A 17,428-nucleotide genomic window follows, 5' to 3' on the forward strand; every position below is an offset into this window, starting at 1 on the left:
TTCGTATCGCAGCACCCAAAACATGAATTCGAACCTGTCCTGCCCTGATTTCCGGAGAAACTCCATGACCCGCGCCAAACTCCAATGTCTCGCATTCGGCCTGGCCGTGCTGGCGGCGAACACCGCCCTGGCGGCCACCCCGATCAATGAGACCCGGCCGCTGGATCCGCGAGGAACGGTGGAGATCGAGAACGTCAAAGGCCGCGTCGACGTGCGCACCTGGGAGCGACCCGAGGTCAAGATCGAGGGCAGCCTCGGCCAGGGCGTCGAGAAGCTCGAGATCGAAGGCGACGGCGAGCACCTGACCGTGCGCGTGAAGTACCCCAACCGCAGCGGCATGGGCATGTTCGGCGGCGGCGACAAGAGCGAACCGACCGACCTGCGCCTGACCGTGCCGGTGCGCGCCGACCTCGACATCGACGTGGTCTCGGCCGACGTCACCGTCGAGGGCATCGCCTCGCGCGAACTGTCGATCGACAGCGTCAGCGGTGAAGTCACCGTCGCCGGTGCGCCGACCGAAGCCAGCATCGACAGCGTCAGCGGCGACCTGGTGTTGACGCTCAACAGCAACCGCGTGCGTGCCGAGTCGGTCAGTGGCGACCTCACCCTGCGCGGTCGCATGAACGGCGAAGTCGATGTCGAGACCGTCTCCGGCCGGATCGAAGTCGCGGTGTTGCAGAACCGCTTGCAGCGGTTCTCGGGCTCGTCGGTGTCGGGCGACATCCGCGTCGCGACGGGCCTGGCCAACAACGGCCGGATCTCGATGGACACCGTCAGCGGCGACCTCACCCTGCGGGTGCCGCGCGACCTGTCGGCCAACGTTCGTGGCGAGAGCTTCAGCGGTGACCTGGTCGCCCCGGGCGCGCAGGTGATCCGTCCCAAGCACGGCCCGGGTTCGAGCTTCGAACACCGCTACGGCAGCGGCGACGGCGACATCTCCATCGAAACCTTCTCGGGCGATGCCACCCTCGAATTCGAATAATCGCCAGCGCGAAACCAGCAACGAAAAAGCCCGGCATCGCCGGGCTTTTTTCGTTACGTAGCCCGGGTAAGCGAAGCGCACCCGGGCCGAAGAAGCCGCACCCTCAACCCTCCTTCATCCCGAACCAGCAATTGAACGCAACCGTGATGCGTTCGTCCGAGCCATAGAACGGCATCACCTCGTGCTGCAGCCACGACGGGAACAGCACCAGTTGCCCCGGCTGGAAGTTCACGTTCCAGGTGCCATGGTGGTACGGCGCTTCCAACCGCGAGTTGCCGGCATCGAGGAAACAGTTGCTGTAGTGGTGCGGGTTGTGGAACCGCAGCACGCCCGATTCCGGCCGGTCCTGCGGCCGCTCCCCGGGATCGACGCAGTACACGCCCGACCAGGACGCCATCGGATGCGTGTGCGCGATGGTGAAACCACCATTGCGGGTCACATGGAACCAGGTGTGGGAAAAGATCTGCAGGCGCTGCATTTCCTGCGCGGAGTAGCCGTTGAGCTTCTGGATGGTCCGCCCCAGCGTGGTCCAACAGAACTGCCGCAGCTGCTGGATGCAGGCGTCCGGCCAGGCGAACAGGTTGAAGTCGCTTTCGAACACGCCCTGCTGCTGCTTCAGTGACGGATTGGGGTTGGCATAACGCTCGCCTTCGCCCTCGCGCGCCAGCAACAACGCCTTGAGCTGGGCGTTGATGCGCTGTGCATCGGGGAGGAAGTCCTGGGCGAACGGTACCGAGAAGGCGGGATAGATCTCGAAAGCCATTGGGGCATCCGGCCATTTGCGTGGCTGGAGTTTAGCGTGGCGGGCCGGGCCGGTGCGGCGGGCTCCACAAAAAACTACGGCCCCTTTCGGGGCCGTAGGAAGTGTTGCATTACCGGGCTACCAGATCAGAACTTCTGGTTGTACGACATGTAGAAGAAGCGGCCCGGGAGGTCGTATGCCGGATCGAAGCTGTTGGCAAACGCAGTGATTGCGACCGGCGGATCGCGGTCGAACACGTTGTTGATGCCCAGCGCGATCTTGGCGTTCCACGGAGCCTGCCAGCTGAACTGCACGTCGTTGTAGGTCGCCGACGGGATCTCGTTGAGCGGACGGGCGGACGGAGCATCCGGTGCCAGGCCAGGATCGTTGCCGTCCAGAGCGGTGCGGCGGGTCGGATCCGAGCACAGGCGTGCGCGCTGGTTGGCCGGCACGTTCGGGCCAAGGCAGATTTCATCCTGCGGCGAGAAGTAACGGACGAACCAGGAGATGCCCCAGTCCCCCATTTCCCAACGAGCCTGCAGGTTGGAGCGGATGCGCCAGTTGTTGGTGAAGGTGGAACCGAAGTACTCACCGACGTTGTTGCCGGCTTCACCCGAGATCGGGTCTTCCGAGTACAGGCCGTCGCCGTTCGTGTCGATGTACAGGTTCGACACGTAGGTGGTGTCCCACGTGAAGGAGAACTTGCCCCACGCGGTTTCCGGCAGGCGGTAGCCGACCGTCATGTCGAAGCCTTCGGTCTCCATCTTGCCGATGTTGGTCGGCACCGACAGCAGGTCGGCGATCTGGCCCGAACCCGTACGCTGGATCAGTGCGCAGGCACTGGCCACGCCGCTGCGGTAGCAGTTGTCCAGGATGGCCTGGCCGGACTGCAGGAAGATGGCGTCGTCGATTTCGATCTTCCACCAGTCAAGCGAAACGTCCAGGCCCTCGACGTAGCTCGGGCTGTAGACGAAGCCGAAGGTGACCGTTTCCGACTTCTCCGGACCGAGGTCCGGGTTGCCGCCGACGGTGATGCGCACCTGGCCGTTGGGCTGGTTGTACTGCGGAATGCCAGCGCAGCCTGCCGGGATGCCCGGGTTCGGCGTGCCCTGGATCGAGCCGGCGCAGGGGTCGGCGATGGCCGGGAAGCTGTCGGCCTGGCCGGTGAACAGCTCGCTGATCGACGGAGCGCGGAAGCCCTCGGACCAGTTACCACGCACCATCAGGTCGTCGATCGGCTTCCAGCGGAAACCGAACTTGCTGTTGAGCGTGTCACCGAAGTTGCTGTAGTCCGAGTAACGGGTGGCCAGGCTGAAGTCGAGCAGCTTGGCGCCCGGCAGGTCGGCCAGCACCGGAATTGCCAACTCGAGGTAGGCCTCGTCGAGCGAGTAGCCACCGCGGGTTGCGGTACGGGCGTTGCCGCTGGTGTCGCCGGAGTTGATCAGCGCATCCGGGGAGTCGTAGCCGAACTCGGTGCGGTGTTCCATGCCGAACGAGAAGGCGAACGCGCCAGCCGGAAGGTCGAACAGTTCGCCGCCGATGTTGGCGTAGTAGGTCTTCTGCTTGTAGAACAGCTCGTCGTGCGCGACGAACGTGCTGTAGTCCAGCATGTCCTGTGTGACCGAGCCTTCCGGTCCGAGCAGGTTGATCGGCACGCAGCCGTCGATCACCGCACCCGGCGCACCGCAACGTGCCACGCCGCCGGCGTCGATGAACGACGGACCGGCTGCATTGATCACGTGGCTGGTCTGGAACAGGCCGTTGGTGGTGTTGTTGGCCTTGTTCTCGCCGTAGAAGTAACCGGCTTCCCAGTCGAACGGCTTCTCGGCGATGTTCAGGGTGCCTTCGAAGGCGCCGTCGAACACGACCGTGCGGACGTCCTGGTCGAAGATGCGGCCACCGGTCTCCGTCATGCGGCGGAAGACTTCGTTGATGTCCTGGCCGAACGGGTTGTAGATGCTGTCGGCGCTGATGAAACCGGCGTCGCCAGAGGACGCGTCGATGACCAGCGGCGTGGCGGCCAGGATCTGCGTCGAACGGCGGGAGTTGTACGTCACCGTCGTCTTGAAGCGGATGTCGTCGGTGATGTCGAGGCTGGCGTTACCGAACACCGAGTAACGTTCCTGCGGGGTCAGCAGGTAGTTGGCCGGTGCGAAGTTGTACTGGTCCGGCAGGCCGGCGAACGGGCGCCAACCATTGGGAGCCGACGCGTCCGGCACGAAGATGCCGTAGTCGCCGTCCGGGTTGTTGAACGAGGAGCCGTCGAAGATGGCGACGTTGGCCGGAACGTTGGCCAGGCTGCCGCGGGTGCCCGGAAGCGAACCGAAGACCGGCTCCTTCGAGATCTCGCGGTCGCCTGCCCAGACCGGCTCTTCCTTCACGTAGGCGATACCCAGCATCGCCTGGAAGCGGTCGCTGCTGGTGCCGATGGTGAAGTCATAGGCCTGGCGCGAGCCGTCGCCCTTGTCGAACTGGCCGAGGTAGGCGTTGGCTTCGGCGCCTTCGAAGTTCTGGCGCAGGATCACGTTGACGACGCCGGAAATGGCGTCGGAACCGTAGATCGTCGAGGCGCCGTCCTTCAGGACTTCAATGCGCTCGACGGCCGCGGTCGGGATGGTGTTGAGGTCGACCGCACCGCCCAGGCCGGTACCACCGACCCAACGACGACCGTTCACCAGCACCAGGGTGCGGTTCGAGCCGAGGTTGCGCAGGCTGACGCGGGTTTCGCCGTTACCGCCGTTGTTGATGCTGGTGTTGAGCGTCGAACCGTTGGCCGTCAGGTTCTGGATCACGTCGCCGACCGAGGTCAGGCCCTGTGCCTGGATGTCGTCACGGCTCAGCGAGAAGATCGGCTGCGAGGTCTCGATGTCGGTGCGCTTGATTCGCGAACCGGTCACTTCGATGCGGTCGAGGGTGGTCGCTTCCTGCGGTGCCGGTGCATCCTGGGCCATTGCCGCGCCCGTGCCCGCAAGAGCGGTGGTGCCCACGGCGAGCGCAAAGGAAATTGCGTCGCGGAGCTGGGTGGTCTTCAAGGTCATCTCTCTCTCCAAGTGTGTCTTGGGATTTCCCATGGGAACCGAGCGGGTAGAGTCAAAAAAGACGCCAAATCCGGCAAGGTCGGGCCGATAGTAGACGCTTGGAAAGAAGAATTAAAGTGTCGTTAATTTTGAACAGGACAGGCCGTTTCGGGGCCCCGGACAGCCGCGGATACGCCCCGGTATGTCGAAAAATATCCATTTAAAACAGCCGGTTGCGACGGCCTGACGCTTTTCTCGCCAAAGATGACTGGCGGTTCTGGTGAAACAAACGTTAGTTGGCCCCTCCCGGCAAGGCCGGGACCGGGGGCCGGATTAGCCTGTTCATGTTGCTGGCAGGGCCCAAAAAAAACTGCGGCCCCGAAGGGCCGCAGTCGTCGAGCGTGTTGCTTGCAGTCGATGGATCAGAAGCGCTGCTGGTACTTCATGTACATGAAACGACCGATGTCGAACTGGCCCTGGTAGGACACGTTCGCGCTCGGCTGGCTGTAGAGCACCGGGCCAACGTGGTCAAACACGTTGTTGGCGCCGATGGCGACAGTGGCATTCCACGGAGCCTGCCAGCGGAACTCGAGGTCGTGGAACGTGTTGGAACCCAGCTCGTTGATCGCGCGAGCCTGTGCCGGGCTCGGGTTGCCGAAGCGGAAATCCGGGTTGTCGCACTCTTCCGGGAAGAGCGTCATCGACAAGCAGGTTTCCTTCTGGCCCGAGTAGTAACGCGCACCCCAGCTCACGCCGAACGCGCCCATGTCCCAGCTCAGCGTGGCGTTGGAGCGGATTCGGAACGTGCCGGTGAAGCCAGGCGACGTTGCGTAACCGACCAGCTGCTGCGGCGGGGTCGTCGGGTTGGTGTCGGTCTTGATCTCGTCCTTGACGGTGTACGTCGTCTGCCACGACAGGTTGAAGTTACCGAAGCGGTCGGTCGGCAGGCGGTAGCCCAGGTCGAGGTCGTAACCTTCGGCTTCACGGTAGCCGGCGTTGATGCCGGTGAAGGTGAGGCTGTTGACGAAGCCGCGCGTAGCGTCACGCGTGAAGGCGACGCAACGGGTCGGATCGTTCTGGATGTAGCAGTCGTTGAGCATCTGCGTCGGCGAGTCGGCAACGATCGTGTCGTCGATGCGGATCTGCCACCAGTCGAGGCTGACGTTCAGGCCTTCGATGAAGCCCGGGCTCCACACGGTACCCAGCGTCTTCGATTCCGAGGTTTCCGGGATCAGCTGATCGTTGGAACCGGAGAAGAACGGCACCGGCGTCTGCGAGTTGCCCGAACCTGCCGTGACGAAGCCCTGCTGCAGCTGGCGGTAGGTGTTGGCATTGACGATGTCGCGGGCGCAGTTCGCGCGCACGGCCGGGTTGGTGGCCGAAGCACCGAAGCTGGTGTCGCACGGGTCGGTGAAGAACGAGAAGGTCTGCGAACCGCCACCGAACAGGTCGTTGATGGTCGGAGCGCGGAAGCCCTCAGCGTAGGTGCCGCGGAACAGCAGCGAGTCGATCGGCTTCCACTTGAAACCGAACTTGCTGTTGACCGTGTCGCCGAAGGTGTCGTAGTCCGAGTAACGGCTGGCGACGCTGAAGCTCAGCTCCTTCGCCATGGTCATGTCGGCAAGCACCGGGATGAACAACTCGGCATAGACTTCGTCGACCGTGTAACCGCCCTGGGTCGGGCCGCCGGCGAGGGTGGTGGAGTTGCCGGTCACCGCCTGTGCGTCGGGGATGAAGCGACCCTTCTCGTGGCGGTTTTCGTAGCCGACGGCAACGCCCAGATCACCGCCCGGCAGGGTGGCAACCGAACCGCTCAGGTTGGCGCTGTACACCGTGGTTTCGGTCTCACCGCTGGAGTTCAGGCGCTGGAACAGCCAGTCCTGCAGCGGCTGGTTGCCGGTGAGGCCACCGTCGCCGACGCGGCCGAACGGGATGAACGGGTTCCAGGCGACGCAGCCCGGAATCACGTTGCGCTCGTTGACGGTGGTGGTGGCCGGATTGTCCGGCGTACCGCAAACGACCTGGCCGTTGGTGTCCAGGAACGACGCGCCGGTCGCCTGCTTGGCGCGATCGACGTTGAGGTTGCCGTAGTTTTCCTGGTGGACGGTGTTGTTGTTGTAGAGGTAGTTGACGTCCCAGTCGAAGATGCGCTCGCCGACGTCGAAGCTGCCTTCCAGTGCGGTGGAGAAGCGCCAGGTGGCGGACGACGGGCTGTCGACGCGCGGCACTTCCCAGGTACGGCGCCAGAAGTTCACGTCCTGCGGCGTTGCAAAGCCGTTCTTCGTGCCAACCGGGTTGTAGTAGCTGTCACGCGACATCGTGAAGCCGCCCGGGATCGGGCCAGCGGCGCCGCTCTGGAACGGATAGCCGGCGACCTGGCGCTCGGCGTCGCGGTCGGTGTACAGCATGTCGGCGCGGAAGCGCACGAACTCGTTGATGTCGAACAGGCCGTTGACGAACAGCGAGCGGCTTTCCAGCGGCGTCTTGAGGTGCGTCTGCTGGTTGGTGTTGCTCTTGTCGACGGTCGAGCCAGCCGTATCGGCCGCGGTGGCACCGGTGTTGGTGTTCAGCGCGTGATAGTTGGCGATGTTGCGCCAGTCGGCACCCTGGTTGAGGACGCGGTTGCCGCCCAGCGAGGCCGGCAGGTTGATCACGCCCCACTGGCTGACCGTGGTCCAGTTGCGGGTCGGGTGGCGGTCGCTCTGCGGATACGCGCTGTACGGACGATCCTTGGCGAAGACTTCCTCTTCCTTGCGGTATTCCACGGCGGCGGTCAGCGAGCCGCGTTCACCGGTGAAGCCCATGATGAAGTCGGCACGCGTGGTCTCGCCGTCGCCTTCGCTGTACTGGCCGTAGTAGGCGTTGGCGGTGGCGCCTTCGAAGTTCGAGCGGGTGATGATGTTCACCACGCCGGCGATGGCGTCGGAACCGTAGATCGACGAGGCGCCGTCCTTCAGCACTTCGATGCGCTCGACGGCGACGGTCGGGATCAGCGACACGTCCTGCAGGCCGCTGGTGCTGATGCCCAGGCGCTTGCCGTTGACGAGGATCAGGGTGCGGGCAGCACCGAGGTTGCGCATGCTGATGAACTGGCCGCCGACGTTCTCGCCCGCGGTCAGCGGAGCGGCGCGGCTGATGGCCGGTGCGCCCACTGCCGAGATGTTCTGCAGGATGTCGGCGACCGACTGGAAGCCCTGCTTTTCGATGTCGGCGCGGGTGATGGTCAGCACCGGTGCCTCGGTCTCGATATCGACCTGGCGGATGCGCGAGCCGGTGACTTCGATGCGGTCGAGATTGGTCGGCTGCTGGGTGCTGGCGTCCTGCGCCATCGCAACGCCGGTGCCGGCCGCTGCGGTGGTGCCCACTGCGAGCGCGAATACGATCGCGTCGCGGAGCGGGGTGGTCTTCGGTGTCATCTCTCTCTCCATTCAAGCGGGTCGGTGTTGTACGGATTGGCCGATGGGGTCAAAAACGACGCCAAAAGCGGCAAAGCCGAACCCGATCCTAACTGCGCTCTCAGGAAAGTGAAAGTCTCGTTAATGAAATGTAGCGATCATGTGAAAGTACGCCGTCGTACGTTTCGCGCGCAAACGGTGACGCAGGTCGCAATGCGACCTGATCGGACGTGTTGATCAACAGGGGGTCGGGAAGCACTGGCCGCCAGAAATGCGGCCGGACGGCAGGCTTAGAGGTCCTGCTCGTAGCGCACGTAAGGCACGGTGCCTTCGTCTTTCTCGTTGTCGGCCGGGGCGAACGGGTTCTTGCCGCGGGTGACGACGTTTTCGGCGCCCACGGTGAGCTGGCCGCTCCACGGCGTGCGCCAGGTCAGTCCGACGCCGAGGCCTTCCCAATTGGCGGGTTCGCCCGGGATGTCGACCACGCGGCCGACGATGTTCGCGCTGAAGTTGCCCAGGCCGGCACCGATGGTCACGCTCTTGCTGCTCCAGCGATCGGCCAGCGCGGGGACTTCACCGGCCGGGATCAGACGCGCCCGTGCCCAGGTGCCGCCAATCGACACCGTCGCCTCGCGGCCGATGTTCTTCTGGCCATAGACGGTGAGGGTGTTCTGGTCGACCTTGCTGGTCTTGTTGTTGGGGCTCAGCCAGGCCGGCATGGTGTCGCGGCCGCTGCCTAGGGCCAGGCCGACCTTGCCGCCGGGGCGGGCGAGGGTGGCACCGACGCTGGCGTTGCGGCTGCCGGAAAACTCGCCGTCGTCGTCGAGCGTGGCCAGCATGCAGTGGTTGGCGAGGTTGCCGATGGCACCGGCCAGGCCGGTCTGGCGGTCGCAGACCAGGCCGAGCGTGTCGCCGGCATCGAGGCCGAAGGCCGCGCCGAGGGTATTGCTGCCGACCTGCCAGCGGGCGCCTGCGATGGGCGTGCTGGTGGGTTCCAGCTGCAGCAGGTACTCGAGCTTGCCGCTGGTCTGGTTCCAGACCGGGAGATACGTGGTGTCGCTGGCACCGCGCTTGGGACCTGACTGCGCATGTGCGCCCGCAGCCACGCCCAGGGCGAGCAGCAGGGTCAACGGCAGTCGAAGCAGGCGCGTGTACATGGTCTGGTTACGACCGGGTAAACCCGGTGGAGTTCCCCTCTCCTTTGGACCGCGACTATAGACCGTTTATGTTTATTTAACAATTTCAGATGAAACTGAGACTGGCTACTGAAGCCGCTCCGGAGCGGCCAGTTCCACTGCCGCCACCGAGAACAAGCTAGCGATTTCCTCTTTGCCGAAACGGTAACTGTGTCCGCAAAACTCGCAACGGATGTTGGCCTCGCCACCGGCCGCGTCCGCCGCCGCCTCCGCCTCGACCTCGCCGAGCGAGACGAGCATCGCCTCGACCCGCTCGCGTGAACATGAACAGGCAAACCGCAACGGCTTGCGGCCCAGCAACTGCACCCCGTCCTCGTGGAACAAGCGGGTCAGGAGATCGTCGGCGCTCCATTCCAGGAGCTCGCGCGGGCTGAGGGTGTCGAAGAGGGCGCAGGCGCGTGCCCAGCCGTCGTCGTCGCCATCATCCCCCGGAAGCTTCTGCAGCATCAGTCCCGCGGCGTGCCGTTCGTCGGTTGCCAGCAGGAGCCTCGTCGGCAACTGCTCGGACTGGCGGAAATAGCCTTCGAAGGCGCCCGCCAGCGAGTCCGATTCCAGCGCCACCAGGCCCTGGTAGCGGGTGGGGTCGCGGCCGTCGATCGAGGGGTTCTCGATGGTGATCGCCAGGATCGCGTCCGGTCCGAGCCGGGTGAGGTCGCGCGAGACTTCGCCCTCGTCGGCGAGCTGGGCGATGCCGCGCAGGGTGCCGGCGGCCGTGCATTCGGCGAACAGCGTGCGCAGCGCACCGTCGCCGCGCAGCTGCACCGACAGGCGTCCGTCGACCTTGGCGTGACCAGTGAAAAGGGCGGCCGCGGCGGCGGCCTCACCGAGCAGTTCGGCCGCGGCCTGGGGATACTCGGCGCGCTCGCGGATCTGGTGCCAGGTGTCCTGCAGGTGCACGCGGACACCGCGCACGCCGGCGCCTTCGATCAGGAAACGGGTCAACTGGTCGCGGTCGTTGCCGTCGGGGCCGGATTGCGTGCTGGCTTCGGTCATCATCGTGCTCGTGCTGCCGGCGCGTGGCATTGGCGGATAATGCACGCGACCGTGTGAAGGGTGACGAGACAAGATGGGGATGGAGATGGCGCAGTGCAAGGCATGACGGGGACCGAAGAAACGGGCGGGCACACCGCCCGGGCCGCAGCCGTTCCGGTCCGTCGTCGCCGTCGCTGGATTCGCTGGCTGCTGGCCTTGCCGCTGCTGTTGCTGCTGGGCAGCATCGCGCAGGTGGCGGCGTTGCGCTTGGTCGATCCGGCCTTCAGCGCCTTCATGCTGTCGCGGCAACTGGAGGCGTGGGGCGCTGGCGAGTGGTCGTTCCGCATCGCCTATGACTGGCGCGATCTCGACGAAATCTCGCCCAACCTGCCGCTCGCGCTGGTGGCCTCGGAAGACCAGAACTTCGCCGAGCATTTCGGCTTCGACCTGAAGGCGATAGAGAAGGCGCGCAAGAACAACGCGCGCGGCCGAAAGGTCCGCGGTGGCAGCACCATCAGCCAGCAGACCGCCAAGAACCTGTTCCTGTGGAGCGGGCGCAGCTATGTGCGCAAGGGCATCGAAGCCTGGTACACGCTGCTGATCGAGGCCCTGTGGCCCAAGCACCGGATCATCGAGGTCTACGCCAACATCGCCGAGTTCGGCGATGGCGTGTACGGCGCGCAGGCCGCGGCGCGGACCTATTACCGCAAGGATGCGAGCCAGCTGGCGCCGTCCGAGGCCGCGCGCATGGCGGCGGTGCTGCCGAGCCCGCGGCGGTACAGCGTGACCAGGCCGGGACCCTACGTGCAGCGACGCTCGCAGGCGATCCAGCGGCAGATGCGCTATATCGGCGGGACCGAGTACCTCAAGCGGCTGGAGTAGGCCCGGTGGACCCGGGTGCGCTGCGCTTACCCGGGCTACTATTCGGCTCATGAGCGAACGCCTGACCATTGTCATTGCCGCCTTCAACGAGGCCGACAACCTGCCGTTGCTGCATCCGCGCATCGCTGCGGTGCTCGAGCCGCTGCACGATCTCGATGCGCAGGTGCTGTACGTCGACGACGGCAGCAGCGACGACACCTGGCGGGTGATGCAGCAGCTCGCCGCGAGCGACCGCCGCGTCGCCGTGCTGCGGCTGTCGCGCAACTTCGGCAAGGAGCTGGCGCTGACGGCCGGGCTCGACCGCGTCGACGAAGGCGGAGCGCTGATCCTCGATGCCGATGGCCAGGACCCGCCGGAGCTGATCCCGCAGTTCGTCGCGAAATGGCGCGAAGGCTACGACGACGTCCACGGCACCCGCCTGGAGCGCGAAGGTGAAGGCTGGATCAAGCGCAGCACCGCGCATGCCTTCTACCGCGTGATCGGACGCCTGTCGCGCACGCCCATCCCGGCCGACACCGGCGACTTCCGCCTGCTGTCGCCGCGGGCGCTGTCGGCATTGCGCCAGCTGCGCGAGCGCCACCGCTTCATGAAGGGGCTGTTCGGCTGGGTTGGCTTCAACAGCGTTGCCATTCCCTACCACCGCGCGCCGCGCGCGGCCGGGCACAGCAAGTTCAATTTCTGGCGCCTGTGGAACCTGGCGCTGGAGGGCATCACCAGTTTCTCGACGGCGCCGCTGCGCCTGGCCACCTACCTGGGCCTGCTGACCGCGCTCACGGCCTTCGTCTATGGCGCGGCCGTCATCCTGAAGGCGCTGTTCTGGGGTGACCCGGTGGCCGGCTGGCCGACGATGATGTCGGTGATCCTGTTCCTGGGCGGCGTCCAGCTGATCGCGCTGGGCGTGATCGGCGAATACCTGGGCCGCCTCTACGACGAATCCAAGCAGCGCCCCCTTTACCTCGTCGACACCTGGCAGCCGGCGGCAGGAGTATCCTCGGGGCAAGCCCCGCTTGCGGAAGGAGACGGCCATGCGCACCGTACGACAACTGCTAGAAGCCAAAGCGCCTGAGATCTTCGCGATCGGCCCGGACGCGCCGGTGATCGAAGCGATCCGGCTGATGGCCGAGAAGCGTATCGGTGCCGTGCTCGTGATCGAAGGCGGGCACCTGGTGGGCATCCTTTCGGAGCGCGACTACGCGCGCAAGATCGTCCTGCAGGGGCGCTCCTCGGCCGACACGCCGGTGCGCACGATCATGACCAGCCAGGTGCTCACGGTCTCGCTGACCGACACCGCCGAGCATTGCATGCAGATGGTCACCGACCGCCGCATCCGCCACCTGCCGGTGCTGCACAACGGCGAGGTGCTGGGCGTGGTATCGATCGGCGACCTGGTGAAGGCGGTGATCGAGGACCAGCAGATCGAACTCGACCAGCTGCAGCGGTACATAGCGAGTTGAGCCGCGCCAGCTGAGCGCACTCGTGCGAACGCGTTACTTCGCGTAACGCCCGCCGCAACCCGAATCCTCGCCAGGCCCTGTTTCCAGCGTCGCCAGCAATGCCGCCGGCGGCGTGATCGTGGCCAGGGTAAGCGCGATCGCACCGCGCAGGCCGACCTTGACCAGGTCCGGGTGCACCTTGGGCTGACGGAAGCTGCCGTCGACCTTCAGCGGCGTGCGGAAGGCGAGCAGGCTGCGATCCTTCGGCCGCGGGCGGATGGTCAGGTCGAGCTGCTCCTTGCCGAGGTCGATCGTGCCGGAGCCGAGCAGGATGGTGTCGGTGGTGTCGAAGGCGAAACTACGCGCGGTCATCACGCCATCGTCGACGGCGAAGTCGGCGAAGCCGCAACGCACCGGGATCAGGCGATCGCCGGACAGCTTGAACTTGATCATCTCGGCCAGGTCGATGCCGGCCATCTCCATCAGCATGTTGCTGATCTTGCCGCGGCCCATGCCCAGCAGCACCGTGCCGTCGCTGCTGCCGAGCATGCGCGCGACCGAGTTGCCGTTGCCGGCGATGTTGATCTTGCCGCCGATCTTGCCGATGGCGTTCTGCGCCAGCTTCACTTCCGGCAGCAGCTTGGCCAGGCTCAGGCCGGCGGCATCGATGTCGGCGCGAGTGGTGATGGTGTTGGTGCGCGCGTCCATGCGGATGTTGGAACGGATGTCGCCGTCGGCGACGCCGAAGTTGAGCGGCTGCATGCGCAGCAGGCCACCTTCGAGGAGCAGGTGCGCGTCCATGTCGTCCAGGGGCAGGCGCGGTGCGTTGATGTGCGTTGCGCGCAGGCGCACGTCGGCATCCATCGCGCGCAACTTGTCGAGTTCGTAGGGCTTGTCGGGTATGAGGCGCGGACTGGCCTGGCGCGCGGCGGCCTTGGCCGCCTGCTCGGGATTGGCCGTCTCGCCGCGGCCGGCCTGCGGCGTGCCGCCGACGAACCCGGCGAGGTCGTCGAAGTCCAGGCGTTTCGAATGAAGGTCGGCGCGCAGGTAGGGACGCTTGCCGCCGGTCTGGACACTGGCATCGCCGCGCATGTCGCTGTCGCCGATGCGGCCGGTGAAGTCGCGGTAATGCCAGATGTTGGCCTCGCGGCTGAACTGGCCATCGAGCGCATAGGGCGGCGTGGTCGGAATGGCCAGGCCGAGCAACGGGTAGAGGTCGGCCATGTCGCGGCCCGACAGCGCCATGCGCAGGTCGAAGCCGCGCAGTCGCAAAGGATCGAGCAAGGTGCCGCGGGCATGGGCATGCGTCGCACCGGCCGAGGCGCGCACGTCGATGCGGTAGGGTGCGTCGCGATCGCGCAGCAGCAACGGCGAGGCGGCATTGCCGCGCAGTCGGAAATCGCTGCCACGCCATTGCCCCCCGCCGACGACGGCGACCGGCGCCGACGACGTGGCCTTGTCCGGCAACGCATAACTGCTTACGCCAATGCGGATGTCGGTGCGCTTGGGCCGGTCGAGGAAGCGCAGTTGCCCCTGGTCGATGTTGACCCGGCGGAACTGCATGTCGGTCTCGCCGGGTTCGCCAAACACCCAGTTGCCGGGGCCACCCTTGGGGTCGGTTTCCAGCAGCACGCGTGGATGTTCGAGGGTGATCTGCGGCAGCAACACCTGGCCGCGCAACAGCGGCCACCCGGCGATGCTCAACTCGGCGCGCTGGGCGTCGGCCATGACAGGCTGTCGTGACCACGCTGCATTGCCGAAGCTCACCGACCCGGCGCTGATGCGCGGCGTCCAACGACCTTCGCGATGGAACAGGTCGACATCGAGGTTGCCGCGGATATGGAACTCGCGCCCGGTGCGGGCCTGCACCTGGCGTTCGATCGGGCCACGAAACCAGTTCCAGTCCCAGATCGCGATGAGCACGACGAGTGCAATCGCGATCAGCACGAGCGCGGTCCGAAGTGGATGCCGCAGCAGCGTGTCCGTGGAAAATGTCCTGGGACGATGTGCCTCGGAACTGGGCACGCAGTTCGCTCCCTGTAGTGGCCTCACCCCACCTTCGAGGGGGGGCGGTCAAGCGGGAGTGAATGCCCCGTGATCAGCAGCGGAGCAGTTCAGCCTGGCATCATCTGGCCGGGCGAGACGACCTGTGCCATCACGGCGACGTAATGGCAGACGCTGCCGGCGACGACGAACAGGTGCCAGATCGCATGCGAATAGGGCAGCGACGGCCGGTGGTAGAACACGGTGCCCAACGTGTAGAACAGGCCGCCGGCGAACAGCCAGCCGATGGTCCAGCCGTCGAGCGCGCCCAGCAGCGGTTCGATCGCGACGACCACCAGCCAGCCCATGGCGATGTAGATGCCGGTCGACAGCAGCTTGAACCGGCCGGTGTAGAACAGCTTGAACACCACGCCGGCCAGCGCCAGCACCCAGATCGCCGCGAACAGGCTCCAGCCCCACGGGCCACGCAGGCCGATCAGCGTGAAAGGCGTGTACGTGCCGGCGATCAGCAGGTAGATCGCGCAGTGATCGAACACCTTCAGTCGCGCCTTGGCGACCGGATGCTGGATCGCGTGGTACAGCGTCGAGGCCAGGTAGAGCAGCAACAGGCTGATGCCGAAGACGATCGCGCCGGCAAGTTGCCAGCCGTCGCCGAACAGCGCGGCCAGGGTGATGAGCACCGCGCCGCCGGCAAGCGCGGCCGTGGCGCCGAGCCCATGGGTGAGCGCGCTGTAGAACTCTTCGCGCAGCGAAGAACTGCCGCGCGTGGCGGTAGCGGAGCCGTCTTCGACGGAGCGTGCAGTAGGCATGGCCCCAGCATCCTAGCGCAGGTTGGAGCAAATGCTCAGTAGCCCGGGTAAGCGAAGCGCACCCGGGGCCAGACGCAGACCCGGGTGCGCTTCGCTTACCCGGGCCACGGGTCGCTATGATTCGGCCATGATCATTTCCCACCAGCACCGTTTCGTGTTCGCCGCGATCCCCAAGACCGGGACCCACTCGGTGCGGCAGGCCCTGCGCGAGCACATGAGCGAAGCGGACCTGGAGCAGGTCGGCCTGTTCGTCAACAAGCGCTTTCCGTTCGAGGAGCTGGCGGCGATCAGGCACGGCCACATCACCCTCGACCAGATCCGGCCCTTCCTCGGCGAGGAAGCGTTCGCGGGGTACTTCAAGTTCGCGTTCGTGCGCAATCCGTTCGATCGTTTCGTGTCCTACTGCGCCTTCATGACCCGTGCCGACGGCGCCTTCCTCAACCAGCCCCAGCAGGTGATGCGCTACCTGCTGTTCGAGGCGCCGCCGACGCAGCACATCCTGTTCCAGCCACAGCACACCTTCGTGACCGATGCCGACGGCAAGCTGCTGGCCGACCATGTCGGCCGCGTCGAGGAGATGCAGGCCTCGTACGATGCCATCTGCGAGCGCATCGGCATTCCCTCGGCGCCGCTGGGGCAGGTCAACAGCTCGCGCCGCGGCAGCTACCGGGACTACTATGACCAGGCGCTGATCGACGGCGTCGCCGCGTACTACCGGCGCGACCTGGAACTGTTCGGATACGAGTTCTGACCATGCAGCCGCATGCCGTTTCTCCGTTGGATATCCAGCCCAACCCGCGCAAGACGACGTCGGTGCGCGCGCTGGGGCTGGTCGACATCGCCCGCCTGCGCGACGCGGTGCTGGCCATTCCCGACGCGCTATGGGATGCCGAGAACGCCGACAAGCCCAACCGCTTCGAGGCGCTCGACCGCACCCGGCACATCGTTTTCCGCTTCGTCAGCGATTTCCAGGATTGGCGCGGTTCCTATGATCGGCCGCTGTGGGCGCAATGGCGCGAGTTGCTCGAGCCGGTGCTGGCGCAGGCCGTGGCGCCGTATGGCTACGCGCGTGCGGAATTCCCACGGGTGATGCTGGCGCGGATGGCGCCTGGCGGGGTGATCAAGCCGCACCGCGATGCCAACCCGGCGGCGAAGTGGCCGCACAAGATCCACGTACCGCTGCTGACCAATGAGCAGGTGACGTTCTTCATCGATGGCGTCGGCTACCACTTCCGCGAGGGCGAGGCGGTGGAGGTCAGCAACATGGCGGTGCATGCGGTCGAGAACGCGGGGTCGAGCGATCGCATCCATCTGATCTTCGAATACTTCGACCTGGACCAGCCGGCACCGGAGTGGGTGGGCAAGCTGCCGCCGCGGAAGTAGCCCGTCATCCCGGCGAACGCCGGGATCCAGGTCCGCAGTCCATCAGCAATGTCACGTCATCCCGGCGAACGCCGGGATCCATTTTGACTTTGCCTTTGCTCTTGGGTTTGCGAGGCAACGTCAACAGCTTCCGCCACTAAAGCGGCGGGTCACTTTTTCTTTGCTGGCCCAAAGAAAAAGTAACCAAAAAGAAATGGCTTCCTCGACAAACCAGTCCTACGAGCGGAGTGCTTGAGGGGATTTTTCTAAGGGACATCCTTGTCCCTTAGAAAAACGCCGCACGTCCTGTGCGGCGCCCTCCGGGTCTGCGACTGCTGCTGGCTGCGAGGGTCACCTCGAATTCGCAGGCCAAACCCAAATCAAAGCCAACGTCCTTGGATCCCCGCCTTCGCGGGGATGACGGTGACGGCGGTGACGGAGAGGTGGGCCCGTCGTTCCCGCGAAGGCGGGAACCCAAGGACGTTGCTCCTTGCTGGACCTTACCGAAGACCGTGCAACGAATCGCCAGAGCGTTGACCGCAGGGGCGGGGAGTGCGGAGCAGCGGGACATGGATGTCCCGCGTCCCGCGTAAAGACAGGATGTCGTCCGCGGGACGGAGCACTCCCCGCCCCT

At 65.5% G+C, this 17,428-nt stretch carries 13 protein-coding genes; 6 read left to right on the top strand and 7 right to left on the bottom strand.

Translation table 11 applies throughout. The features are described from left to right. The first annotated feature begins 64 nt into the window (after positions 1 to 64). A complete protein-coding gene (locus tag ACFOPO_RS08050) occupies positions 65 to 982 on the top strand; it encodes a DUF4097 domain-containing protein (RefSeq protein WP_386702653.1) in 918 nt (305 codons plus the stop codon). Positions 983 to 1,085: 103 nt separating this feature from the next. Here ACFOPO_RS08050 and ACFOPO_RS08055 read toward each other — a convergent pair whose 3' ends face one another. The 5 genes from ACFOPO_RS08055 to ACFOPO_RS08075 form a co-directional block, all read right to left on the bottom strand. Then, the gene (locus tag ACFOPO_RS08055; RefSeq protein ID WP_386702654.1) at positions 1,086 to 1,745 is read right to left on the bottom strand and encodes a putative 2OG-Fe(II) oxygenase; all 660 of its coding nucleotides are present in this window, start codon (positions 1,743 to 1,745) and stop codon (positions 1,086 to 1,088) included. Between the two features lie 125 nt (positions 1,746 to 1,870). Continuing rightward, positions 1,871 to 4,762 carry a TonB-dependent receptor plug domain-containing protein gene (locus ACFOPO_RS08060; RefSeq protein ID WP_386702655.1) on the bottom strand — a complete coding sequence of 964 codons (2,892 nt, stop codon included), beginning with the start codon at positions 4,760 to 4,762 and terminating at the stop codon, positions 1,871 to 1,873. Between the two features lie 401 nt (positions 4,763 to 5,163). Next, positions 5,164 to 8,157 (bottom strand): TonB-dependent receptor domain-containing protein, encoded by a 2,994-nt coding sequence (locus tag ACFOPO_RS08065; protein ID WP_386702657.1) that lies wholly within the window; start codon positions 8,155 to 8,157, stop codon positions 5,164 to 5,166. Between the two features lie 269 nt (positions 8,158 to 8,426). Continuing rightward, complete coding sequence (locus tag ACFOPO_RS08070; RefSeq protein WP_386702690.1) at positions 8,427 to 9,257, bottom strand: hypothetical protein; 831 nt, start codon at positions 9,255 to 9,257, stop codon at positions 8,427 to 8,429. 141 nt (positions 9,258 to 9,398) lie between these two features. Continuing rightward, positions 9,399 to 10,328, bottom strand: a complete 930-nt coding sequence (locus ACFOPO_RS08075; RefSeq protein WP_386702658.1) for an Hsp33 family molecular chaperone HslO — start codon at positions 10,326 to 10,328, stop codon at positions 9,399 to 9,401. Positions 10,329 to 10,427: 99 nt separating this feature from the next. Here ACFOPO_RS08075 and mtgA point away from each other — a divergent pair, with 99 nt between their 5' ends. The 3 genes from mtgA to ACFOPO_RS08090 are packed head-to-tail and all read left to right on the top strand — an operon-like array spanning position 10,428 to position 12,640. Then, positions 10,428 to 11,186, top strand: a complete 759-nt coding sequence (gene mtgA, locus ACFOPO_RS08080) for a monofunctional biosynthetic peptidoglycan transglycosylase (RefSeq protein ID WP_386702659.1) — start codon at positions 10,428 to 10,430, stop codon at positions 11,184 to 11,186. Positions 11,187 to 11,235: 49 nt separating this feature from the next. Further along, positions 11,236 to 12,252, top strand: coding sequence for a glycosyltransferase family 2 protein (locus ACFOPO_RS08085; RefSeq protein WP_386702660.1), 1,017 nt, complete (start codon positions 11,236 to 11,238; stop codon positions 12,250 to 12,252). After that, positions 12,212 to 12,640 carry a CBS domain-containing protein gene (locus tag ACFOPO_RS08090; protein ID WP_386702661.1) on the top strand — a complete coding sequence of 143 codons (429 nt, stop codon included), beginning with the start codon at positions 12,212 to 12,214 and terminating at the stop codon, positions 12,638 to 12,640. The genes ACFOPO_RS08085 and ACFOPO_RS08090 overlap by 41 nt, the downstream gene beginning before the upstream one ends. A gap of 33 nt (positions 12,641 to 12,673) precedes the next feature. Here the strand turns inward: ACFOPO_RS08090 and ACFOPO_RS08095 are convergent, their stop codons facing one another. Together ACFOPO_RS08095 and ACFOPO_RS08100 are read right to left on the bottom strand one after the other, a co-directional pair. Continuing rightward, positions 12,674 to 14,644 (bottom strand): AsmA family protein, encoded by a 1,971-nt coding sequence (locus tag ACFOPO_RS08095; RefSeq protein ID WP_386702662.1) that lies wholly within the window; start codon positions 14,642 to 14,644, stop codon positions 12,674 to 12,676. Positions 14,645 to 14,733: 89 nt separating this feature from the next. Beyond that, complete coding sequence (locus tag ACFOPO_RS08100) at positions 14,734 to 15,432, bottom strand: hemolysin III family protein (RefSeq protein ID WP_386702663.1); 699 nt, start codon at positions 15,430 to 15,432, stop codon at positions 14,734 to 14,736. Positions 15,433 to 15,559: 127 nt separating this feature from the next. Here ACFOPO_RS08100 and ACFOPO_RS08105 point away from each other — a divergent pair, with 127 nt between their 5' ends. After that, on the top strand, positions 15,560 to 16,183 hold the full coding sequence (locus ACFOPO_RS08105; protein WP_386702664.1) for a sulfotransferase family 2 domain-containing protein: 624 nt from the start codon (positions 15,560 to 15,562) through the stop codon (positions 16,181 to 16,183). A 2-nt stretch (positions 16,184 to 16,185) separates the two neighbouring features. Next, complete coding sequence (locus tag ACFOPO_RS08110; RefSeq protein WP_386702665.1) at positions 16,186 to 16,815, top strand: aspartyl/asparaginyl beta-hydroxylase domain-containing protein; 630 nt, start codon at positions 16,186 to 16,188, stop codon at positions 16,813 to 16,815. Positions 16,816 to 17,428: the final 613 nt, after the last annotated feature.

The organism is Lysobacter sp. GCM10012299, from assembly GCF_042649405.1.
In the GTDB taxonomy this organism is placed as follows: domain Bacteria; phylum Pseudomonadota; class Gammaproteobacteria; order Xanthomonadales; family Xanthomonadaceae; genus Lysobacter_J.

Excerpts from the sequence above, each read along its gene's own strand:
- ACFOPO_RS08050 (WP_386702653.1), top strand. The coding sequence starts at position 65 with ATGACCCGCGCCAAACTCCAATGTCTCGCATTCGGCCTGGCCGTGCTG.
- ACFOPO_RS08055 (WP_386702654.1), bottom strand. The coding sequence starts at position 1,745 with ATGGCTTTCGAGATCTATCCCGCCTTCTCGGTACCGTTCGCCCAGGAC.
- ACFOPO_RS08060 (WP_386702655.1), bottom strand. The coding sequence starts at position 4,762 with ATGACCTTGAAGACCACCCAGCTCCGCGACGCAATTTCCTTTGCGCTC.
- ACFOPO_RS08065 (WP_386702657.1), bottom strand. The coding sequence starts at position 8,157 with ATGACACCGAAGACCACCCCGCTCCGCGACGCGATCGTATTCGCGCTC.
- ACFOPO_RS08075 (WP_386702658.1), bottom strand. The coding sequence starts at position 10,328 with ATGATGACCGAAGCCAGCACGCAATCCGGCCCCGACGGCAACGACCGC.
- mtgA (WP_386702659.1), top strand. The coding sequence starts at position 10,428 with ATGACGGGGACCGAAGAAACGGGCGGGCACACCGCCCGGGCCGCAGCC.
- ACFOPO_RS08085 (WP_386702660.1), top strand. The coding sequence starts at position 11,236 with ATGAGCGAACGCCTGACCATTGTCATTGCCGCCTTCAACGAGGCCGAC.
- ACFOPO_RS08090 (WP_386702661.1), top strand. The coding sequence starts at position 12,212 with ATGCGCACCGTACGACAACTGCTAGAAGCCAAAGCGCCTGAGATCTTC.
- ACFOPO_RS08100 (WP_386702663.1), bottom strand. The coding sequence starts at position 15,432 with ATGCCTACTGCACGCTCCGTCGAAGACGGCTCCGCTACCGCCACGCGC.
- ACFOPO_RS08105 (WP_386702664.1), top strand. The coding sequence starts at position 15,560 with ATGATCATTTCCCACCAGCACCGTTTCGTGTTCGCCGCGATCCCCAAG.
- ACFOPO_RS08110 (WP_386702665.1), top strand. The coding sequence starts at position 16,186 with ATGCAGCCGCATGCCGTTTCTCCGTTGGATATCCAGCCCAACCCGCGC.